This is a genomic window from Streptomyces sannanensis, assembly GCF_039536205.1.
Lineage (GTDB): Bacteria > Actinomycetota > Actinomycetes > Streptomycetales > Streptomycetaceae > Streptomyces > Streptomyces sannanensis.
The window spans coordinates 4,372,929-4,395,168 of sequence record NZ_BAAAYL010000001.1; the positions used below are offsets into that span (position 1 = coordinate 4,372,929).

Sequence of the window (22,240 nt, forward strand, 5' to 3'; positions counted from 1 at the left end):
CCCGGGCCGCGCGCACTCCCCGCATCCTCACTTCACCATCTGGAAAGGCCACTGCCATGACTGAGACCGCACAGACCCCGGCCATCGATCGCGCCCGGGTCGCCGCCGCCGTCACGGAGGCGCTCGGCGACGTGCTGGAGCGCGATCTGTCCGGGCTGTCACCGGACACCGAGCTCTTCGGCGAGCTGGGGCTGGACTCGACAGGCGTGCTCGACCTGCTGCTGCGTCTGGAGGACCTGACCGGCTGCGAGTTCGACACCGACGAACTGGAGATGAGCCACTTCGCCACCGTGGCCTCGCTGACCGACTTCGTCCTCGCCGAGACGGGATCATGATGCCGGTCGCCGTCGGCCCTGTGGTGACCGCGGTCGTCGGGCGCCGCTTCACCACCGCGCACACCCGCTTCGGCGAGCGGGCGGCCGATCTCGAGTACGCGCGGAGCCTTGCGGCGCAGGCGGGGGTGGCCCTGCGCCCCGACCTCACCGAGAAGGCGACGGGCAACTCCTTCGAGGACATGGGCGCCGGACTGCTGGCCGCTCTGGCCGGGGCCCGGGAGCCGAGCGCCAACGAACGCACCTCCTCGGCGCAGCCGGCCGGCGAGCACTCCGCCGCCGAGCCGGCCCCCGGGGAACGGCCGGTCGACCTGCTGGTGCTCGCCCACGCGGCACCCGACTTCGCCCCGACCACACTGGCCGCCGCCGCCATCGCCGAGCGGATCCCCGGAGACCCGATGGTCCTGGGCGTCACCGAGCAGGGCCGGGCCACGCCGTTCACGGCCCTGACCCTCGTGAGAAGCCACTGGCGGCGGCACAGCCACCGCAGGGCCATGGTCATGGTGTTCGACCAGTCGTTCACCCCGTACGCCAACGAGGTGCCGGACGCCTGGCGCGTCGACGGGGACGCGGCGGTCCTGCTGGTCCTGGAGGCGGGCCCGGACGACTCCACTGGGTCCTACCGGGTCAGGCAGGAGCACGGCGTGTCCCCGGAGGCCGCGGCCGGCCGTCTGCGCGCCCTGTTCGCGGAGGCGGACCCCGACGGATCCGCGCGGGTGCTGGCGGGTTCCGGTGTCGGGACGAGCTGGATACCGGCCGGTCACGGCCCGGTCCTGCGGGGCCCGGAGGGCTCGCCGGCCACCGGGGTCCTCGGTCTGCTTCCCGGACTCCCGCCGGGCGACGACGCGGCACCGCTCCTGCTGGTGGACTACGACAGAGAACTGGGCGATCTGTCGCTGTGCCGGATCGAAACGGTCAGGACATGACGGCACTCATCGAAAGCGAGACGCCCCCGGCGGCTCTCGGACCGCGCGTCCGCGACCTCGCGCGCACCCGGGGACCGGCCCCGGCGTTGCGCGAACTCCTCGGTCCACGCGGCCCGAAGACCCTGCCGTACGCACCGCACGGCTTCGCCGTCCTTCCCCTGGAGCACCCCGAGCACCCCGTCGAGGCCCTGTGCACCTACCCCCTGCCCGGCGGACCGGTGACGCTGGTGCGCGTTCCAAAGCCCGGTCCCGGCTACCGGTGCGCTCCGCCCTTCGACGCGACGGCGCTGCTGTGGCTGCGTCTCGGTCTGGCCGAGGGGCTGCGCCGAAGCTGTGTCGAGCACCTCAAGGACCGCCCGAGCGGCGACAGCACCGTGCTGCTCCAGCCGCTGGTGAAGGCGCAGCTGGCGGAGGCCACCGCGCAGCAGATGGAGCTCGCGGCGTGGCTGAGCGGGATCGCGGCGGACGGCGTTCCGGCATCGCGGCTGCGGCGGCCGCACGACCAGGTGACCGAGAACGGGCGGGCTCTGCTGCGCCTGTTCGGCGCGCACGGCTTCCTGGCGGAGGGCCCCGGTGGCGTGGCCCATGTCTCGGAACTGCTGGCCGAGGTCCACCAGGACGCGGAGAGGGCCCGATGAACGGATACGGACTGGACGAACGCCTGACCGCCCTCGGTCGCCAGGCACGCGAGTGGAGCGTGGGCTTCCGGGCCGGCGCCCTGGCGCTGGACGAGGATCCCGGCAGGATCAAGGACTTCCTGGACCTGCCCGGAGTCCGGTGCCTGGGCACCTTCGGCATCCCGCCCGGCTACGCCGAGCCGCTGACGATCGGACGGCACCGCTATGCCGGCACCACCGCACTGGAGCGGGCCGTCCTGACGGAGAACCTGGCCCGTGGCGACATGGGCATGGTGCTGGCCTCACCCGGTGTCTCGATGTCCGGGGTGCTCATGGAGCAGCTCGGCGACGAGGAGCAGCGGGACCGGTTCTACGGCGCCGTGGCCGCCTCTCCCACCTGGACCTCCTTCGCGCTGACCGAGCCGGACCGCGGCTCGGACGCCTCCGCGATCACCACGGCGCTGCGCCGGGGGGAGGACGGCAGGCTGCTGCTGACCGGGGCGAAGCGCTACATCGGCAACGCGTGCCGGGCACGGTTCGTCTCGGTGCTCGCCCGCACCCGGCCGGGGCCGCTCGGGGTGACCGCGGCGCTGGTGGACACCGGGGAGCCCGGCTACCGGGCGGAGCCGCTGCCGACCCTGGGTCTGCGCGGCGCCCAGCTGTCCGCCGTACACCTGGACGACGTGGAGGTGGAGCCGTGGCAGGTCCTCGGTCGGCACCTCTCGCCGGCCAGGCGCGGCATCTGGAGCTGCGTCCAGGTCTTCAACCGGCTGCGGCCCACGGTCGCCGCGCTGGCGCTGGGGGTGGCGGCCGCCGCGCACGAGTACGTGGCGGAACGGCGCCGGTCCGCCACCGGCACCGACCGCGACCGGATCGAGGACCTGGGGATGCGGATCTCCGCCACCCGAGCCCTGGTGCACCGGGCGGCGGCGGAGGTGGACGCCACGGGCAGGGGCCGGGTGGCCTCCGCCGCCAAGGCCCGCGCCTGCGCCCTGGCGGAGGACGCCACCCTGGCCGCCTGTGATCTGCTCGGCCCAGCGGCCCGGGCGAATCATCCGGAATTGGACAAGCTGGTCAGGGACGCGAGGGGCGCCGAATTCATGGAGGGCACTCGGAACATCCAGCACCTGAATCTCTTCCAGGGGCTCCTGGCGAACGAACTCGAGGGCGACTTCCGGTGAATTGCCGGCGTGTGTTCCGTGAACTCCGGTGCCCGGTGTGCGGTGATCAGCCGGCCGAACACCGAGCGTGCATCCGGAGAAATCGGCCGGTCCCGCGGATCGAGTCGTCAGGCCCGTTCCAGATAGGCGAGCACCGCCATGACACGACGGTTCTCATCTTTCGACGGCGGTAGTTCGAGTTTGGCGAGAATGTTGTTGATGTGCTTTGCCACCACTTTCTCGGTGATGACCAGGGCCGCTGCGATGGACGCGTTGGAGCGGCCCTCGGCCATGTACGAGAGCACCTCGCGCTCCCGTTCGGTGAGGCGTGCCAGCCGTTCGTTCTGGGCATTGTGAGTGATCATGCCCGAGATCACCTTGGGGTCCATCACCGTGCCGCCGCCGGCCACCTGCCGCAGGGCGGAGGCGAACTGGCCACCGTCGAACACGCGGTCCTTGAGGAGATAGCCGACGCCGCCGCGCCGGTCGGCCAGCAACTCCCGGGCATACACCTGGTCCACGTACTGGGAGAGGAGGAGCGCCGGCTGGTACTGGCGGGCGCGGGCGTGCAGCACGGCACGCAGTCCCTCGTCGGTGTGGGTGGGCGGCATCCGGATGTCGACCAGGGCGACGTCGGGCCGGTGCTCGTCGAGAGCCCGGATCAGCTCGGGGCCCGTGCTCACCGCCGCCACGATGTCGAATCCGTTCACCTCGAGCAACTGGGTCAGTCCAGCGCGGAGTAAATACTGGTCCTCCGCCAGCACCAGACGCATCCTCGGTACCCTCCGTTTCCCCCTGCGGTCCGGTCGCCTCCGGCCGGCCCCCGGCCGGAAGCTATCAACGGTGCCGGGCATGAACAAGCCCGCTCCGTGGTCAGTGGCCGGTCATCCGGATGTCAGCGCCCCTTGTCAGGATCGAGCCGCCCGGTATCCGCCGTCATCTGGCAGGTGCGTAATCAACGTCATATCCCGACCCCATGAATTCAATTCCGGTGACCTCTTCATCAATCTTGAGGAGACCATCGGTGCACGCCTGATGCTGAAATGCGAGGGATTCAACTTCGCGGGTTCGATCAAGCTGAAGGCCGCACGGTCCATGGTCGACGACGCCGAGCGGACCGGCCTGGTGGGACCCGGTTCCACTCTGGTGGAGAGTTCGTCCGGCAATCTCGGTGTCGCCCTGAGCCTGATCGCCGCCAGCCGCGGATACGGGTTCATCTGTGTCACGGATTCGCGGTGCACGCTGGGCGCCCGTCAGATGATGCAGGCCCTGGGCGGGCAGGTGCATGTCGTCACCACACCCGATCCGGTACACGGGCTGCTCGGCGCCCGCATCCGCCATGTACAGGAGCTGTGCGCGTCCCGCAGCGACGTCCACTGGCTCAACCAGTATGACAACGCGGCCAATTGGCGGGCCCACTACCAGTGGACCGGGCCCGAGATCCTCTCGGCCTTCCCCGGTCTCTCGGTGCTCTTCGTGGGGGCCGGCACCACCGGCACGCTGATGGGCTGCGCACGGTACTTCAGGGAGTACCGCCCGTCCGTTCGGATCGTGGCCGTGGACGTCGTCGGATCCGTCACCTTCGGCGGGCCTTCCGGCAGCCGGATGGTCCCCGGGCTGGGCACCGGCGTGCGGCCAGGGCTGCTGGACGAGTCCTTTGTGGACGACGTGGTCATGGTGGCCGAACCGGACACGATCCGCGCCTGCCGTCTGATGGCCCGGAGCGGCTTCCTGTTCGGTGGCTCCACGGGAACCGTCGTCGGCGGTGCCGTCTCCTGGCTCACCCGGCACCCGCTCGATCCCTCGGCCGTCGCGGTGGCGATCTCCCCCGACCTCGGTGACCGGTACCTGGACACCGTCTACCAGGACCAGTGGGTGACCGACATCTACGGACCCACCGTGCTGGAGGACGTGCCCACCGCTGCCGTCTGATCCGTGGCCGCCTGTACGGCGCGCGGCGCACCATCCGTCCTCCCCAACCGGAGCTCGCCTTGACTTCACCCACCACCCTTCCCCTGACCGGCGCACAGACCGGTATCTGGTACGACGAGCAGTTCTCCGAGGGCCGTCTCGCCTACCAGATGGCGGACTACCTGGACATCTCGGGGCCCCTCGACGAAGGGCTGCTGGTGCGGGCACTGGAGATCGTCTTCCACGAGGCGGAGTGCGCGCGGGCGTGCTTCGACGAGGTGGACGGCAGGCCCGTGCAGCGGATCGAGCCCCTCGGCGAACTACCGCTCGACACCCTCGACCTCAGGGGCCACCCGGACCCGGTCGCCGAGGCGCGACGGCTGATGGACGAGGACCTGCGGCGGCCGTTCGAACTCCACGGCGGCCTGCTGCTGCGGATGATCCTCATCCGCATGTCGGCCGGGCGCTCGCTCCTTTACCTGGCCATGCACCACCTGCTCTCCGACGGCTACAGCCGGGTGGCGGTGTACCAGCGGCTCAGCGCGGTCTACGGCGCCCTGGTGGACAACGAGCCACTGCCCGGCCGCCCGTTGCCCCCGCTCGCCGTACTGCTGGAGGAGGAGGCCGCCTACCTGGACTCCCGTGCCGTCGAGAAGGACGGGGCCTTCTGGCAGCGCCATCTGGCGAACGCGTCGGGACCGTTCAGTCTGGCGTCGGGCGACCCCGTGCCGGGCACCGAGCTGCGCCGGCACACTCTCGAACTGGACGCCGAGGCCGCCGCGCCGTTGCGGGCCGCCGCCACGGCGGCCGGGGTGACCTGGCCGACCTTCGTCATCGCGGCGGCCGCCGCCTACACCGCGAAGTGCACCGGGTCCCACGACGTCCTGCTCACCCTCCCGGTGACCGCCCGGCTGACGGCCAAGGCGCGCTCGGTACCGGGAATGGTGGCCAACTACCTTCCTTTCCCGGCGCGTTCGGTGCCCGGGACCACGGTGGGCGAGCTGCTCGCCGATGTCTCGCGCACGCTGGCCCGGACGCTGCGCCACCAGCGCTACCCGGCCGACCGCATCCGGCGGCACATGGGACTGCGCAGTGACGACCGGCGGCCCTTCGGACCGTTCGTCAACGTCCTCCCGCAGGAGCCCGAGTTGGAGCTCGGCCCGTGCCGGGCCCGGCTGTGCAATCTGTCCACCGGGATCGTCGACGACCTGATGATCACCGTCCTGGAGGGCTCGCACGGTGCCGTCGAACTGCACCTGAACGGCAATCCTGCGCTGTACCAGGACGAGGAGGCCGCCGCCCACCTGCACCGGTTCTCCGCCTTCCTGCGACGGCTGGGAGCGGCCGACCGGCGGCTGCCGCTCGGCCGGATCGGCCTGGTCACCGAGGACGAACAGACTCTCCTCGACCGCCTGGGCACCGGGCCGGTGCCGGACGCCGAGGGCGCGGAAGAGGTACCGGTGGCGGAGCGTGTGCGGCAGTGGGCCTCCGCCACGCCCGCCGCCACGGCCCTGCGTGACGACACCACCGAGGTGTCCTACTCCGCCCTGGCCGTGTGGAGCGACACCGTCGCCCGCAGGCTGAAGGCCGCCGGAGTGGGCCCCGACACGCCGGTCGGCATCCTCGCCGAACCCGGCGCGCTGTTCACCGCCTCGGTGGTCGCCGTCCTCACCGCGGGCGCCGCCTGGGTCCCGCTGGACGTCCACGCCCCGCCGGCGAGAGCCGCCGCGCTGGCCCACGAGGCCGACCTGCGGCACCTGATCGCCGACCCCGAGCACGCGGAGCGGGCGGCGGCGATCGCCGCCGCGGCACCCGCGCGGGACGCGGCCTCCGCCCATGTGCACCCCTGCACGGCCGAAGGACTCACGGGCGGCGCGTGGCCGGTGGGCGACCTGGCCGCGGTGGCCGAACAGCCGGACGACCTGGCCTACGTCATCTTCACTTCCGGCTCCACGGGCAAGCCCAAGGGCGCGATGGTGCACCGCGCCGGCATGAACAACCACCTCGCCGCGAAGGTGGCGGACTTCGGACTGACCGCCGGTGACCGGCTGATCCACAACGCACCGGTCACCTTCGACGTATCCGTCTGGCAGATGCTTGCACCGCTGACGACCGGCGGGACCGTGCGTACCGTCTCGCGGGCCACCGCGGCGGACCCGGACGCGCTGATGGCCACCGTGGCCCGGGAGCGGATCACCGTCCTGGAGATCGTCCCCACCCTGCTGCGGGCCGCGCTCGACACCTGGGAACTCACCGGAACGGCGCCGGATCCCGGACCTCTCCGGCATCTCGTCGTCACCGGTGAGGCGCTTCCGGTCGACCTGTGCCACCGCTGGTGGAAGTTCTTCCCGGACATCCCGATCACCAACGCCTACGGTCCCACCGAGTGCTCCGACGACGTCACCCACGCCCGGCTGCAACCGGACGTGCCCATCGGCACGACACGCACCCCCATCGGCGTCCCGCTGCGTGCCACCCGCCTCTACGTCCTCACCCCGGAGCTGCTGCCCGCACCGCCCGGTGTCCCGGGCGAGCTCTACGTGGCCGGCACCGGAGTGGGGCGCGGCTACCTCGGGCAGGCCGCCAGGACCGCCGCCACCTTCGTGGCCGACCCCTACGGTCCGCCCGGCACCCGGCTCTACCGCACCGGAGACCACGCGCGGTGGCGCCCCGACGGCATGCTCGAGTTCATCGAGCGCCTCGACCACCAGGTCAAGGTTCGCGGCCACCGCGTGGAACTCGGCGAGATCGAGGCCGTCCTGCGCACCCTGCCCGACGTCGCCGACGCCGCCGTGGTCGCCAGTACCGGCGAGAGCGGCCACACCCGCCTGACCGGCTTCCTCGTCGCGGACCCGGACAAAGTGCCCGCGATACGCACCGCCCTGGCCGGACTCCTCCCCGAGTACATGGTCCCGGGCCGGTTCGTCCCGCTGCCGGACTTCCCGCTCACGCCCCACGGCAAGGTGGACCGGGTGGCCCTGACGCGTGCCTCGAACGCCCCGCAGGCGGCCATCCCGCCCGACGTCACGGCCGCCTCCCCGGTCGACGTCACGGCCGCCGTCCCGGCGCCGCCGGCCGGCACCGGCGTCCGCGAGGACATCCTGACTGCACTGTTCGAGGAGATCCTCGGTCTGCCCGAAGTGCGCGCCGACGAAAGCTTCTTCGCCCTGGGCGGAGACTCCATCACCGCCATCCAGCTCGTCAGCCGGGCCCGGACGCACGGCATCGGACTCACCCCGCGCGACGTGTTCACCCACAGGACCCCGGCAGCCCTCGCCCAACGGGCCGTCGTCACCGGCGACGAGCCGCCTGCCGCGGACGACGGCACCGGCGAGGTCGCGCCCACCCCGATCGTCGCGCAGTTCCACGAGGACCTGGCAGGCCTGCCCGACGCCGTCGCGCGCGAGTACAGCCAGTACGTCGTGGTGCGCGTCCCCGCCGAACTGGACGCGGACCGGCTCACCGTGATGCTCCAGGCGCTGCTCGACCGGCACGCCATGCTCAGGATGCGTACGGGCGAACCGGCGCCCGGAGTGCGGACCCTGCGGGTCGCCGAGCCGGGCTCGGTCGACGCCCGGGACCTGATCACCGCCGCGGACACGGACGACGGGACGGAAGAGACGACGGCGACGGCCGTCGAGGCCGCGCGCCGCCGCCTGCGGCCCGAGGACGGTGTGCTGCTGCAAGCCGTCCTGTCCCCCGGACGGCTGCTGCTGCTCGCCCACCACACGGTGGTGGACGGCGTCTCCTGGCGGATCCTCGTCTCGGACCTGGAGGCCGCCTGGACGGCCGTACGGGCTGGACGGAAGCCGGACCCGGCACCCGTCCCCACCTCCTACCGGCGCTGGTCGACGATCCTGGCCGAACAGGCCCGCAGCCACCGCAGGCTGTCCGAACTGCCGTACTGGACCGCTCGCACGGCCGGCGTCCCGGCGTTCACCCCCCGGCCCCTGGACCCCGCCCGCGACACCTACGGACGGGCCGGCCGGCTGCGCCTGGAGCTGTCCGCCGAGGAGACCGCGGCCCTGCTGACCACGGTGCCCGCCGCCTTCCACGGGGAGATCAACGACGTCCTCCTCGGTGCCCTCGCCCTCACCCTGGCCGACCGGTGGCCCGCCGCGGAGCGGCAGGACGGAAGCGGCACGGCGGCGGACACCGCGCCCGGCCGTCGGGACGGTGCCGGCACACCCACCGCGGCAGCCGTGATCGAACTGGAGGGACACGGCCGGGAACAGATCGACGATCACGTCGATCTCTCCCGCACCGTCGGCTGGTTCACCACCGTCTTCCCGGCGCGGATCGACATCGGCGGCCTCGACCGGGACGAGGCGTGGCGAGGCGGGCCGGCGCTCGGCCGTGTCGTCAAGCGCGCCAAGGAACAGCTGCGCGCCGTCCCGGACCGGGGTATCGGTCACGGCATGCTGCGCCATCTCGACCCGCGCTCCGCCCGGCTGCTGGCGGCCGCCCCCGTCCCGCCGGTCGGCTTCAACTACCTGGGCCGTTTCCGGACCGGTGACACCGAGGCCTCTTGGGCGCTGGAGGGCGGCGGCACCGTGGTCGGCACCGGTGTCCACCCGGACATGCCGCTGCGCCACCCGCTGGCGGTGACCGCCGCCACCGAGGACCGGGGCGGCGCGCCACGCCTGGCCGCCGACTGGCTCTGGGCCGACGGCCTGTTCACCGAGGCGGAGGTCCGCGAGGTGGCCGAGGGCTGGTTCGTGGCCCTGCGCGCGCTGATCCGGCACTGTGCACGGCCGGGCGCGGGCGGGCTCACTCCCTCCGACGTGCCGCTGGTGACGCTGGACCAGGACGAGATCGACGCCGTGGAGTACGCGGCCGCCGGACAGGGCAACGGACCCGTCACCGACGTGCTGCCCCTGGTGGCCCTGCAGCGGGGCCTGATGCTCCAGTCCCGTTTCGACGACCGTGGCCCCGACCTGTACACGCTTCAGATCGCGGCCGACCTGTCCGGCCCGGTGGACGCCGGTCTGCTGGAGGACTGCCTCGCCGCCGTGCTCCGCAGGCATCCCGTGCTGACCGCCGGCTTCGGCCTCTCGGAGCGAGGCGAGCCGATCGCCCTGCTGCACGGTGCGGTACGGGTTCCGCTGGTCCGCGTCGACCTGTCCGGGCACCGGGCGGAGGAGGCCGGGGCCGAACTCGACCGGATCGCGGCGGACGACAGGTGGCGCCGGTTCGACCTCTCCCGGCCTCCGCTGATGCGGTGGACCCTGGTCCGGCTGGCCGACGACCGGTTCCGCCTGATCTGGACCCTGCACCACATCCTGGTCGACGGCTGGTCCATGCCGCTGCTGGTACGCGACCTGCTCGACTGCTACCGGCGAGGGGGACGCGACCCGTGGCCGTACGACGCGGTGCCCTTCCGCGCCTACCTGGACTGGCTGGCCGGGCAGGACCACGACGCCGCCCGGCGGCACTGGCACGCGGTGCTCGACGGCGTGCCGGGGCCGACGTACCTGTGGCCCGCGGCATCCGGCCGGGTGCCCACGGAGCCCGCGTCGCTGCCGCTGCACCTCACCGAGGCGGAGACCAAGACCCTCACCGCGTTCGCCGCGGCGCAGGACGTCACCGTGAACAGCCTGGTCCAGGCGGCCTGGGCGGTCCTGATCGGTGAACTGACGCGACGCGACGACGTGTTGTTCGGCGCCGCGGTCTCCACCCGGCCCGCCGGACTACCCGGCGTCGAGTCGGTCGTCGGCCCGTTCCTCAACACGCTTCCGGTCCGCGTAGTACTCCGTCCCGACGAGTCCGTCGTGGCGTTCCTGCGGCGGCTCCAGGACGAGCAGACCCGGCTGCGGGAATTCGGGTACGTGAGGCTCGGCGAGGCCATCGGCGGCAACCCGGCGCTGGTCGGCACCGGTGAGCCCTTCGACACGGCCCTGGTGTTCGAGAACTTCCCGATGGGCGAGGCAGCTCCGGACGGTCCCGGGCTGCGGGTCACCGCCGTCGCCGCCCGTGACGCCCGGCACTATCCGCTCAGCCTGGTCGTCCAGCCGGGGAGGCGGCTGGAGATCCGGTTCGACTACGCGCCGGACGTCCTCGGCCGGGAGGCGGCCGGTCTGGTCGCCACCCGGCTGCGCGCGCTGCTCATGGCGCAGGCGGCCGACCCCCTGGCGCCGATGGCCCGGCTGAGGGCGGGCGAGGAAGAGGCGGCGCGGCTCGCCGTGGCCCTGGGCATCACCCGCGCGCCGTCGGGGCCGGACGCCCGGGGCGAGGCGCCGGGCGCGGGCGGTGCGGACACGGCGCCGGCCCCGGACGCACCGTCTCGCGCCGCCGTCCCGGACCCCGTCCTGGAGAACCGGCTCCGCGCGCTCTTCGCCGAGACGCTCGGCCACGCGGCGGTGTCGGGCACCGACAACTTCTTCGCCCTCGGCGGTGACTCCATCACCGCGATCCACCTCGTCAGCCGCGCTCGGCAGCAGGGCATCGCCCTCAGCCCCCGCGACATCTTCGAGCACAGGACTCCGGCCGCCCTCGCCTCGCTGCCCGCCGCCGGCACCCTTCCCGATGGCGCGGACGCCTCGCCGGCGCGGCCCCCCCTGCTGACGCTCGACGAGGACGAGATGGCCGAACTCGACACAGAGCTGGAGCCCCGATGACTCCCGCCCCACGGAAACGAAGCACGAGCGAGTTCCTGCCGCTCACTCCGCTGCAGCACGGCTTCCTCGTCCACGCCGAGGCCGTGCCGGACGTGGACGTCCATGTCCTGCAGCTGGTGGCCGACCTGGCCGGCCCGCTGGATCCCGGGGCGCTGCGGGACGCGGCGGCCGGACTGACGGCACGTCATCCGAACCTGCGCGCCTGCTTCCGCATCCGCCGCTCGGGCGAGCCCGTACAGGTCCTGCCCGCGGCCGTTGCCGTGCCGTGGGAGGAGATCGATCTCACCGGGAAACCGGCCGCCGAGCGCTTCCGGCTCCTGGACCGGCTCACCGAGGAGGACCGCGTCCGGCCCTTTGACCTCGCCCGGCCGCCTCTGCTGCGCTGCACCCTCGTCCGGCTGCCGGACAGCCGCTTCCGGTTCCTGTTCACCGTTCACCACATCCTGGTGGACGGCTGGTCCATGCCGATCCTGCTCGACGAGCTCTTCGCCCTGTACGCCACCGGCGAGGCGCCCCGCCGCACGCCCCCACGGTTCGAGGAACACCTGGCCTGGCTGGCCCGGCAGGACCAGTCGGCCGCCTGCGACGCCTGGTCCACGGCACTGGCCGGGATCGCCGAGCCCACCGAGGTCGTGAAGCTCGCCGGCTCGCGGCCGGGGCGACTGCCCGACAAGGCCGTCGCGGTGCTGCCCGGGGCCGCCGCCGGGCGGCTGGCGGCCTGGGCCAGGAAGCACCGGCTGACCTCGGCCACCGTGGTCCAGGGCTGTTGGGGCTTGCTGATCGGTCAGCTGACCGGGCGCACCGACGTGGTGTTCGGCCTGGTGGACTCGGTGCGCGGCAGTGGCGTGCCCGGCGCGGAATCCATGGTCGGCATGCTCGCCAACACCGTCCCGGCCAGGCTGCGGCTGGATCCGGGGCGCGCGCTGTTCGCCGTCCTGGAGGCGTTCCAGCAGGAGCAGGCCGCGCTGCTGCCGCACCGCCACCTGGGGCTGGCCGACATCCAGCGGGAACTGGGCATCGGCCATCTCTTCGACACGGCTGTCATGTTCCAGAACTTCCCGGTCTCCGACCCCGGCGCACTCGCCGAAGCGACCGGTGTCGACCTGCTGGGCGCCGAGATACGCAACGCGACCGAATTCCCCCTCTCGCTGGTCGCCGTGCCCGGCCCGGACCAACTGGAGCTGACCCTCCAGTACCGGCCGGACCTCGTCCGCCCCGAGCGGGTCCGGGCTCTGCTGGCCCGCCTGGTCCGGCTTCTGGAGCGGATCGAGGAATACGCCGACGTCCCGCTGGCCGGCCTCGACCTGCTGTCGGCCGAGGAGCGCGACCAGGTCCTGGTGGCCCCCAACCGCACGGAACGCGAGGTCCCCGACGGCCTGCTGCCCCAGTGGCTGGCCGAGCGGGCCGCCGCGGACCCGGACCGTCCCGCCGTCGAGCACGGATCCACCGTCCTGACTGCGGGCGAGGTGGAGGCCCGCGCCAACCGGCTGGCCAGGCTCCTGCTGGCGCGGGGCGTGCGCCGCGGCGACCTGGTGGCCCTCCTGCTGGAACGCTCCGCCGACCTGGTCGTCGCCGCCCTGGCCGTGCTCAGGACCGGCGCCGCCTACGTGCCGCTCGACCCCGACCACCCGGCCGAGCGGACCGGCCGGGTCCTGGAGGACGCGGCCCCCGCCCTCCTTGTGGGCACCGAGGCGACGGTGGCGACCCTGACCGGCGCCGCGAACGTGCTCGTCCTTGACCACCCGGACACCGAGGCCACACTGCGCGGCACGTCCGCGGCCGCCGTCGGCGACGCCGAACGAGGCAGTCCGCTCGACGCCGACTTGCCCGCCTACACGATCTTCACCTCGGGCTCGACCGGCCGTCCCAAGGGCGTGGTGGTGTCCCACGGCGGCCTGGCGAACCTGCTCTCCGACATGGAACAGCGGCTCTCCCTGGGACCCGAGGACAGATTCCTCGCCGTGACGACGTTCGGCTTCGACATCGCGATGGTCGAACTGTTCGTGCCGTTGCTCGCCGGCGCCGTGCTGGTGATCGCGGACCGCACGACGGTGCGTGACGCGCGTGCCCTGGCCCTGCTGGTCACGGACAGCGGCGCCACCATGATGCAGGCCACGCCGAGTCACTGGCAGGCGCTGCTCGAGGCGGACCCGGAAGCCCTGGCCGGGCTGCGGGTCCTCACCGGCGGCGAGGCCCTGCCGGAGCCGCTGGCCGGCGACCTGCTGCGCACGGTCCGCTCGGTCCTCAACCTCTACGGCCCGACCGAGACGACCATCTGGTCCACGGCCGCGCCGGTGACCGTGGCCACCGCCGGCGCCCCGCCGATCGGCCGACCGCTCGCCAACACCCGCGCCTACGTTCTGGACGCCATGTTGCGTCCGTTGCCGGTCGGCGTGACGGGCGAGCTCTATCTTGCCGGGGACGGCCTGGCACACGGCTACCTCAACCGGCCCGGACTGACCGCCGAACGTTTCGTGGCCGACCTCTTCGGGCCGCCCGGCACCCGCATGTACCGCACCGGGGACCTCGCCCACTGGGACGAGCACGGCCGACTGCACTGCCTGGGCAGGGTCGACCACCAGGTGAAGATACGCGGCCACCGCATCGAACTCGGCGAGATCGAGGCCGCGCTGGGCGAGCAGCCGGAGATCGCGCGGGCCACGGTGGTCGCCCGGGACCTCGGCGCGGGCCCGGACGGCGCCGGCTCGGGGCGGCCGACGGACCTGCGGCTGGTCGCCTACCTGGTGCTCAGGGACGAACCGGTGGACGACACGGTGCTGCGCGAGCGGCTCGGTCGGGTCCTGGCGCCGTACATGATCCCCTCGCTCTTCGTACGGCTCGACGCGCTGCCGCTCAATCCGAGCGGCAAGGTGGACCGGGGCCGGCTGCCCGCACCCGGCCCCGACACCCTTCCGGCGGCGGCCGCCGCGGCCCGGGATCCGCGCGAGGAGATCCTCTGCGGCATCTTCGCCGAGGTCCTGGGGCTGGCCGGAACCGGACCCGACGACAGCTTCTTCGACCTCGGCGGACACTCGCTGCTGGCCAACAGACTCGTCGCCCGGGTGCGGGCCGTCCTGGGCACGGAGATCCAGGTCCGGGACGTCTTCCAGCGGCCCACCCCGGCGGCCCTGCTCCGCGGCCTGGGCACGGACGCACCGGCGGGCCCGCCGCTCAAGCCGGGTAAGCGGCCGTCCTTCGTACCGCTCTCGCACACGCAGCGGCGGCTGTGGCTGCTGAACCGCCTCGACCCCGACGGCACGCAGTACAACCTTCCCTACGCCGTCCGGCTGACGGGTGACCTGGATGTGGACGCGCTGCGCGCCGCGCTCGGCGATGTGACGGACCGGCACGAGATCCTGCGTACCGTCTTCCCGGTCCTGGGCCGCGAGACCCATCAGTTCGTCGTCCCGGCCGTCGACGCCCGGCCCGCGCTCGCGCCCGAACCTGCTCCCGCCGACCTGGACGAGCTGACGGCCGCGCTGACCGCCGAGTCCGACCGCGCCTTCGACCTGACCGAGGACCTGCCGTTCCGGGCCCGGCTGTTCGTCGTCGCCCCCGGCGAGCATGTCCTGCTGATGGTGGCCCACCACATCGCCTTCGATGGCTGGTCGGCGGACTTGCTGGCCCGTGACCTGTCCGCCGCCTACCGGGCCAGGGTCGCGGGCGCCGAACCGGATCTCCCCGGACTTGCGGTCCAGTACGCGGACTTCGCGGTCCACCAGCAGCACGCCCTGGGCCAGGCGGACGACCCGGACAGTCCCGTCGGCAGACAACTTGCCTACTGGACCGACGCGTTGCGGGGCGCACCGCAGGAACTGCGGCTGCCCGCCGACCGGCCGCGCCCCGCCATCGCCGGGCGCACCGGCGGCGACGTGCACTTCACCGTGCCCGACCGGACCCGCGACGCCCTGACGGAACTGGCCCGCGGCGCCGGTGTCACCCCCTTCATGGTGGTGCAGGCCGCGCTGGCCGCCCTGCTGACCCGTCTCGGCGCCGGCACCGACATTCCGCTCGGTTCCCCGGTGGCGGGCCGGCGCGACGAGGCCCTGCACGACCTGATCGGCTTCTTCGTCAACACGCTGGTCCTGCGCACCGACACCAGCGGCGACCCCACGTTCCGGCAACTGCTCGGGCGGGTACGGGAGACGGACCTCGACGCCCACGCCCACCAGGACCTGCCGTACGACACCTTGGTCGACGCCCTCCAGCCGACGCGGTCGCTGGCGCTTCAGCCGTTCTTCCAGGTGATGCTCGTCTACCAGAACACCGAGCAATGGGAGTTGTCCCTCCCCGGCGTGACGTGCGCCTTCGTGGAGACCGGCAGCCCGACCGCCATGTTCGACCTCACCTTCGAGTTCTACGACCGGTCCGCCTCGGCGCCGGGCCGGTCCGGCGCACTGTCCGGACGCCTCGAGTACGCGGCCGACCTGTACGACCGGGAGACGGCCGAGACACTGGTGGCCCGCTTCCTGAGGCTGCTCGCCACCGCCGTGACCGCCCCGGACACCCCACTGAGCGACCTGGACGTGCTGGCCCCGGACGAACGGGCGGAACTGCTGGAGCGCTTCGGCCACGGCGACCTCGCCCACCCCGAGCCCGCCACCACCCTGCCCGCCCTGTTCGAGTACTGGGCCGACCGCCGGCCCGACAGCCCGGCCCTGGTCCGGGACGACGGCGAACTCACCTACCGCGAGCTGGACGACCGCGCCAACCGCCTCGCCCACGAACTCGCCGCCAGGGGCGCGGGCCCGGACTGCACCGTGGCCCTGGTCCTGCCGCGCGGCCCCGAGCTCGTGGTCGCGGTGCTGGCGGTGCTCAAGACCGGCGCCGCCTACCTGCCCGTCGACCCGGCCTACCCGCCCGAACGTATCGCGTACGTGCTCGGCGACCTGGCCGCCACCCTGCTCGTCACCTCGCGGCGGGTCCTCGGCTCCGGCGCGCTGACCCGTGCGGGCGTACCGCAGGAGGGGTGCGTCGTCCTGGACGCCCCGGACACCGTCGCGTCCCTGGCCACCCGGCCGCCGCGGCGGCTCATCGACGCCGACCGCACCCGCCCGCTGACGCCGCTCGATCCCGCCTACGTCATCCACACCTCCGGTTCCACCGGTCTGCCGAAGGGGGTGGTGGTGTCCCACGGCACCGCGGTCACCCTGGCCGACGACCACCGGCACCGCTTCGGTGCCGGGCAGGGGACCAGGGCGCTGCAGTTCTCGTCGTTCAGCTTCGACGCGGCGGTGTGGGAGCTCTGTGCCTCGCTGCTGACCGGCGGCGCTCTCGTCCAGGTCGGGGACGACCGGCGGATGGGCGGGCCGCTCGCCGACTTCATGACGGAGCACCGGGTGAATCTGGCGGTCCTGCCGCCGGTGGTGATCACGGCGTTCCCCGAGGAGTGCCGGCTGCCCGACGACCTGATCCTCGCGACGGCGGGCTCGGCCTGCCCCGCGGAGCTCGTCGGCCGCTGGGCCCCGCAACTGAGGCTGTTCAACCTCTACGGGCCCACCGAGGCCACGGTGTGCGTCACCGCCCAGGAGGTGCCGGCCGCGGCCGGAGGCCGCCCGCCGATCGGCCGGCCCATGGCCAACCACCGTGTGTACGTCTTCGACGAGACGCTCTCCCTGGTCCCGGCCGGTGTTCCCGGCGAACTGTACGTCGGCGGCGACGGACTGGCCCTCGGATACGCGAACCTGCCGGCGCTCACCGCGAGCCGCTTCGTCGCGGATCCGTTCGGCCGGCCGGGCAGCCGGATGTACCGCACCGGTGACCTGGTCCGCTGGCTCGCCGACGGCACCCTCGACTACCTCGGCCGGACCGACCAGCAGGTGAAGATCCGGGGCTACCGGATCGAACCGGGCGAGATCGAGGGCGTACTGACCGGCCATGAGAACGTGGCCCAGGCCGCGGTGGTGGTGCGCACCGAGCCGTCGGGCGGCGAGTCGCTGGCCGGCTACCTGGTGGCCGCCGAGGGCCGGCGCATCGACACCGCCCGGCTCCGGACCTTGCTGACCGGCCGGCTGCCCGACTACATGGTGCCCTCGGACCTCGTCGTCCTGGACTCCCTCCCGCTCACGGTGAACGGCAAGCTCGACACCGCGGCGCTGCCCGCCCCGCGGCGGGCCGGCGGGCGGGGACGCCGCCCCGTCACCGCCACGGAGCGGGCCGTGGCGAGGGCGTTCGGTGACGTCCTCGGCGTCCAGGACATCGGCGCCGACGACGACTTTTTCGACCTCGGAGGCAACAGCATCGGCACCGTCCAGTTCGCCGCCCGGGTCGCCAAGGAAGGGATCGCGCTGACCGCGGCCGAGGTCTTCACCCGCCGGACCGTCGCCGCCCTGAGCGCCCTGGCCGACGGCCGGGGCACCGCCCGTCACCTCACCGACCAGGTCCGCGGCGCAGGGCAGGCACTGGAGGAGGACGTCTTCGCCCCGGTGCTTCCGATCCGGGCCACGGGCGTCCGGGCCCCGCTCTTCTGCCTGCACGGTGGCCTCGGTCTGAGCCTGCCCTATCTGGGCCTCGCCGCGCACATCGACGAGGAACGGCCGATCCACGGCCTCCAGGCACCCCAGGTGGCCGGTGGTTCCCCGGCGAAAACTCTCGAAGCCCAGGCGGAGGGTTACCTGGAGCGGATCCGCGCGATCCAGCCGGCCGGCCCCTACCACCTGATGGGCTGGTCCTACGGCGGCCTCCTCGCCCACCGGATCGCGCTGCGCCTTCAGGAGGAGGGCGAGCGGGTGGCCTACGTGGCCAACCTCGACGCCTTCCCGTACGACGCCGACGCCGACGGCTCCCCGGCCGGCCGGGAAGAACTCCTGTCGCGTTTCCTCGAATACGTCGGCCACGACCGAGCCCAAGGCGCCCCGGCCGGCACCGACGAGGTGGTGGCCGTACTGCGCCGGCAGGGCGGCGTCTTCGCCCGGCTCACCGAGGCCGACGTGGAGAGGCTGATCGGCGTGATGGCCCACCACGCCGATCTGGCCACCCGGTTCACTCCCGGCCGGCTGGACGGCGACATGACCTTGTTCGTCGCCACGGCCGGGCGCGACGGGCGAACCGCCGCCGCGGCCCGCCGCTGGGCCCCCCATGTGACCGGCCGGATCACGGTGCACGAGACGCCGTACGTCCACGAGTACCTGATGAACCCCGAACCCCAGGCCGCGATCGGCCGTGTCATCGACACCGAACTGCGCAGGAGCTCGAGTTGAGTACAACCGTCGCGGGCCGTGCCCCCGTGTCCGCCGTACTGCCCGTCACGGAGATCGTCGTCCTGGCCGGACGCCGGCTGCGCCACCTGGGCCGCGCCCCCGGCCGTCTGGTGGGCGTGGCGCTCAACCCCCTGGTGATGCTGCTCGCCGTCGGCTACCTGTTCAAGAACGCGATCGACGTGCCCCAGGGCGAGCGTTACCAGGACTATCTGATGGCCGGCATCGCGATGCAGGTCGGCCTCGCCTGCATCGGGCCCACCGCGATCAGCGTCGCCCTCGACCTGCGCACCGGGCTGATGGACCGCTTCCGTTCCCTGCCGGTCTCCCGGCCCGCCGTCCTGGTGGCCCACGCCCTCGGCGACTGGCTCATCGGACTCGCAGTGCTCGCCCTGATCGCGCTGGCCGGACTGGGCATCGGCTGGCGCCCGCAGGGCGGCCCGGCCTCCATCGCCGCCGGATTCGCGGTGGCCGCGGGATTCGTCTTTGTCGCGGTCTGGGCCGGCGTCGTGCTGGGAGTCCTGGTGCGCAACGCCGAGTCCATCGACTCGGTCGGTGCCCTGGTCCTGGTGCTGTGCACCTTCCTGTCGAACGCCGTCTTCCCGGCCCGGAGCATGCCCGGCTGGCTCCGGCCCGTCGTCGAGTGGAACCCGGTGAGCTCGTTCGCCGACAGTTGCCGCCGCCTGTGGGGCACCCCGGCGCGGCCGGGGACCGGCCTCCCCGCCGAACACCCGTACCTGTTCGCGACGGCGTGGGGCGCGGTGCTGCTGGCCGGCGCGCTGTGGATCGGGCTCCGGCGCTTCCGGGCCTCCGCGGAGTAGGGCCCGGCCGTCCGGCCGGGCCGTTGCGCCTTCGTCGCTCCGACGACGGACAGGATCCGGGACCCGGCGGCCACCATCGGGAGCAGAACGGCCGGCGGGACGACGGCGCTGCGGGCCATCGCGGCCGTACCTGCCGCGAACAGGCACATCAACGTTGTACGGGGCTGGGAGCAGCGCCATTTGGGGGCCGGACGGCCGGATCGTCGTCGAGGCCGGGCCCGACAAGGCGCAACTGGTGGCCGCCGATCTGGACCCGGAACGGCTGCGTGCCGTGCGTGTGCAGGAGCCGATGCTCCGCGATCTGCGGGACACCGGCTCCGCGCCCCGCGCGGTGCACCGGCTGACCCGCTAGGCCGGCCCGGTCTTCGCGCCCGCCCCGCACAGCGGGACCACCGCGTCGCGGCCGCCCAGCACGTCCGGTGAGGCGTTCATCGCTGCCCAGCAGGCGACCCCCGTGGACTCCACGAAGAGCCCGCGGCGGGCCAGGTCCAGTTGGGCGGCACTGATCTGATCCTGGCGGTCGCTCGGCGGCCGCCGCTTTCGCGCCGTAGCATGCGCGGCAATTCGTAGGACCTTGATCAGGAGCACCGTACCCCGTGGACATACCTCCGCCGCCGCCCGCGCCCGGGCACGTTCCTCAGCCGCCGCAGCAGTGGTCCCCGTACCGGACCCCGTACGGAAACCCCTGCGCACCGCCCGAGCCGCCGAAGACCAACGGTCTCGCCATCGGGTCGATGGTTGCCGGGATCGTGTGCTGTCTGCCCCCGCTGGGCCTGATCCTGGGGGTCGTCGCCCTTGTGCAGATCAAGAAGACGGGGCACCGCGGCAAGGGCATGGCCGTCGCCGGCGTCGTGCTCTCCTCGATCAGCACCTTGCTGGTGCTCACCGCGATCGTCACCGGAGGAGCGGCCGACTTCTGGCGCGGTTTCAGGGACGCGGCGGGCGAGGCGGCCCGTACGAAGAGCATCGACCGGCTGCACAGGGGCGACTGCTTCGATGCGCCGGGCGGCGACGGGCTGGAAGGCTATGTGACGGACGTGCGGGTGGTGCCGTGCTCGGGCTCGCACGAGGGCGAGGTGACCGGGACGTTCGAGCTGGAGATTCCGGGGCCCTGGCCGGGCGAGGGCGAGATTTCCGCGATCGCGGCGGAGCGGTGCTGGAATATCGCCGGGACGTACGCGATGGACACCTGGGCCGTGCCGGAGAGCGTCGTGACGTACTACTTCGCGCCCGACAAGCGTGGATGGCGGCTCGGCGACCGCTCCGTCACCTGTTCCCTCAGTGACGACGGCGACGGAACCCTCGACGGGCCCCTGCTCAATGACGCCTCCATGCTCGACCCGCACCAGGCGGCGTATCTGGGGACGGCCAATGCCGTCGACGGTCTTCTCTACGGCGGGCCCGAGGCGGACGAGGTCGAGGACGATCCGGAGGGCTTCAGGACCTGGGCGATCGAGGTCGCGGCCGCGCTGGAGAAGGGCGCGGAGCAACTGCGCTCCCGCACCTGGCCCTCGGTGGCGGACAAGGCGGTCGCCGACCGTGTTGCGGAGTTCGAGGCGGCCCGCAAGGAGTGGGTGACGGCGTCGGAAGTGACTGACGACGAAGACCTGTTCTGGACGCACCATGACGCGGCGCATGCGGCGCTGAAGACCAGCACCGAGATCTCGATCCGCGAGGCGCTCGTGCTCGAGACGACTCCGCCCAAGGACTACGAGGACGACACCGCGAGTGAGGAAGGGGCAGCCGGGGACGGGACCGACGCCTGAATACCGGTTAGTCATACCCGCGGTAAGCGCTGGACAAAGACAAGTCATCACATCGGGTGAAACTTTGGCCCTCACTTGCGGGCAACATTCCGTGGTTGTCAGGCTGTTGCTGTCTGTCAACAGATCGGAGTGGCCAGTGACTTTCGGTGACCAGCCGGCCTATCTGCGCGTTGCGGGTGATCTCCGGCGGAAGATCGTCAGCGGTTCGCTGCCGCCGCACGCCCGGCTTCCCTCGCAGGCCCGGATCCGCGAGGAGTACGGAGTCTCCGACACCGTCGCGCTGGAGGCCCGCAAGGTGCTGATGGCCGAGGGGCTGGTCGAGGGCCGCTCCGGGTCGGGTACGTATGTACGGGAGCGCCGCGTTCCGCGCCGCGTCGCCCGCTCCGGGTACCGCCCGGCCTCGGGCGCGAGCCCGTTCCGGCAGGAGCAGGCCGAGGAGGGGGCGCGCGGCACCTGGGAGTCGGGCAGCGAGCAGGAGGACGCCTCGGCCGGAGTCGCCGCGCGGCTCGGACTCCAGCCGGGGGACCGGGTGATGCGTACCCGCTATCTCTTCCGGGACGCGGGCGAGCCGATGATGCTCTCCACTTCCTGGGAGCCGATCGCCCTGACGGGGCGTACGCCCGTGATGCTGCCCGAGGAAGGGCCGCTGGGCGGCTGCGGGGTCGTCGAGCGCATGGCGGCGATCGACGTCGTCGTGGACAACGTCGTCGAGGAGGTCGGCGCGCGGCCGGGGCTCGCGGAGGAGCTGATGGCCCTCAGCGGTGTCCCCGGCCATGTGGTGCTGGTCGTCTCGCGCACCTTCTATGCCTCCGGGCGTGCCGTGGAGACCGCGGACGTCGTGATTCCGGCGGACCGTTACCGGGTCGCTTATCACCTGCCGGTGAGGTGACCGGG

12 protein-coding genes and 1 pseudogene are annotated in these 22,240 nt (G+C 72.8%); 11 read left to right on the plus strand and 2 right to left on the minus strand.

Going from position 1 to position 22,240, the window contains the following annotated elements; all coding sequences use genetic code 11:
• Nucleotides 1-56: 56 nt before the first annotated feature.
• The 4 genes from ABD858_RS20815 to ABD858_RS20830 are packed head-to-tail and all read left to right on the plus strand — an operon-like array spanning nt 57 to nt 3,056.
• Entirely contained in the window at nt 57-335 is a 279-nt protein-coding gene (locus tag ABD858_RS20815) for an acyl carrier protein (protein ID WP_345039790.1), read from the plus strand.
• Complete coding sequence (locus tag ABD858_RS20820) at nt 332-1,258, plus strand: hypothetical protein (RefSeq protein ID WP_345039792.1); 927 nt, start codon at nt 332-334, stop codon at nt 1,256-1,258. Before ABD858_RS20815 ends, ABD858_RS20820 begins: the two co-directional genes overlap by 4 nt.
• Nucleotides 1,255-1,896 carry a hypothetical protein gene (locus tag ABD858_RS20825; protein ID WP_345039794.1) on the plus strand — a complete coding sequence of 214 codons (642 nt, stop codon included), beginning with the start codon at nt 1,255-1,257 and terminating at the stop codon, nt 1,894-1,896. The genes ABD858_RS20820 and ABD858_RS20825 overlap by 4 nt, the downstream gene beginning before the upstream one ends.
• A complete protein-coding gene (locus ABD858_RS20830; protein WP_345039797.1) occupies nt 1,893-3,056 on the plus strand; it encodes an acyl-CoA dehydrogenase family protein in 1,164 nt (387 codons plus the stop codon). Before ABD858_RS20825 ends, ABD858_RS20830 begins: the two co-directional genes overlap by 4 nt.
• Before the next feature lie 107 nt (nt 3,057-3,163).
• On the opposite strand, the gene ABD858_RS20835 is transcribed toward ABD858_RS20830, so the two are convergent.
• A complete protein-coding gene (locus ABD858_RS20835) occupies nt 3,164-3,808 on the minus strand; it encodes a LuxR C-terminal-related transcriptional regulator (RefSeq protein WP_345039799.1) in 645 nt (214 codons plus the stop codon).
• 181 nt (nt 3,809-3,989) lie between these two features.
• Here ABD858_RS20835 and sbnA point away from each other — a divergent pair, with 181 nt between their 5' ends.
• The 5 genes from sbnA to ABD858_RS20860 all read left to right on the plus strand — a co-directional run bounded on the left by sbnA (nt 3,990) and on the right by ABD858_RS20860 (nt 19,932).
• Nucleotides 3,990-4,967, plus strand: coding sequence for a 2,3-diaminopropionate biosynthesis protein SbnA (gene sbnA, locus ABD858_RS20840; RefSeq protein WP_345044734.1), 978 nt, complete (start codon nt 3,990-3,992; stop codon nt 4,965-4,967).
• A 59-nt stretch (nt 4,968-5,026) separates the two neighbouring features.
• A complete protein-coding gene (locus ABD858_RS20845) occupies nt 5,027-11,563 on the plus strand; it encodes an amino acid adenylation domain-containing protein (RefSeq protein WP_345039801.1) in 6,537 nt (2,178 codons plus the stop codon).
• Nucleotides 11,560-18,762, plus strand: coding sequence for an amino acid adenylation domain-containing protein (locus ABD858_RS20850; RefSeq protein WP_345039804.1), 7,203 nt, complete (start codon nt 11,560-11,562; stop codon nt 18,760-18,762). Before ABD858_RS20845 ends, ABD858_RS20850 begins: the two co-directional genes overlap by 4 nt.
• Nucleotides 18,759-19,580 carry an ABC transporter permease gene (locus ABD858_RS20855; RefSeq protein ID WP_345039806.1) on the plus strand — a complete coding sequence of 274 codons (822 nt, stop codon included), beginning with the start codon at nt 18,759-18,761 and terminating at the stop codon, nt 19,578-19,580. Before ABD858_RS20850 ends, ABD858_RS20855 begins: the two co-directional genes overlap by 4 nt.
• 154 nt (nt 19,581-19,734) lie before the next feature.
• Entirely contained in the window at nt 19,735-19,932 is a 198-nt protein-coding gene (locus ABD858_RS20860) for a nitrilase-related carbon-nitrogen hydrolase (protein ID WP_345039808.1), read from the plus strand.
• On the opposite strand, the pseudogene ABD858_RS20865 reads toward ABD858_RS20860, so the two are convergent.
• Nucleotides 19,929-20,096, minus strand: a pseudogene (locus tag ABD858_RS20865) (threonine synthase); the annotation flags it as partial. The gene ABD858_RS20860 and the pseudogene ABD858_RS20865 sit on opposite strands and share 4 nt — an antisense overlap.
• 80 nt (nt 20,097-20,176) lie before the next feature.
• On the opposite strand from ABD858_RS20865, the gene ABD858_RS20870 reads away from it, so the two are divergent.
• Together ABD858_RS20870 and ABD858_RS20875 are read left to right on the plus strand one after the other, a co-directional pair.
• Nucleotides 20,177-21,346: a DUF4190 domain-containing protein gene (locus ABD858_RS20870; RefSeq protein ID WP_345039810.1), complete on the plus strand. Its 1,170-nt coding sequence runs from the start codon at nt 20,177-20,179 to the stop codon at nt 21,344-21,346.
• Between the two features lie 136 nt (nt 21,347-21,482).
• Complete coding sequence (locus tag ABD858_RS20875; RefSeq protein WP_345039813.1) at nt 21,483-22,235, plus strand: GntR family transcriptional regulator; 753 nt, start codon at nt 21,483-21,485, stop codon at nt 22,233-22,235.
• Nucleotides 22,236-22,240 lie beyond the last annotated feature (5 nt).

What these genes read in the sequence shown, in the direction of transcription:
- ABD858_RS20815 (WP_345039790.1), top strand. Translation starts at nt 57, where the DNA reads ATGACTGAGACCGCACAGACCCCGGCCATCGATCGCGCCCGGGTCGCC.
- ABD858_RS20820 (WP_345039792.1), top strand. Translation starts at nt 332, where the DNA reads ATGATGCCGGTCGCCGTCGGCCCTGTGGTGACCGCGGTCGTCGGGCGC.
- ABD858_RS20830 (WP_345039797.1), top strand. Translation starts at nt 1,893, where the DNA reads ATGAACGGATACGGACTGGACGAACGCCTGACCGCCCTCGGTCGCCAG.
- ABD858_RS20850 (WP_345039804.1), top strand. Translation starts at nt 11,560, where the DNA reads ATGACTCCCGCCCCACGGAAACGAAGCACGAGCGAGTTCCTGCCGCTC.
- ABD858_RS20835 (WP_345039799.1), bottom strand. Translation starts at nt 3,808, where the DNA reads ATGCGTCTGGTGCTGGCGGAGGACCAGTATTTACTCCGCGCTGGACTG.
- ABD858_RS20825 (WP_345039794.1), top strand. Translation starts at nt 1,255, where the DNA reads ATGACGGCACTCATCGAAAGCGAGACGCCCCCGGCGGCTCTCGGACCG.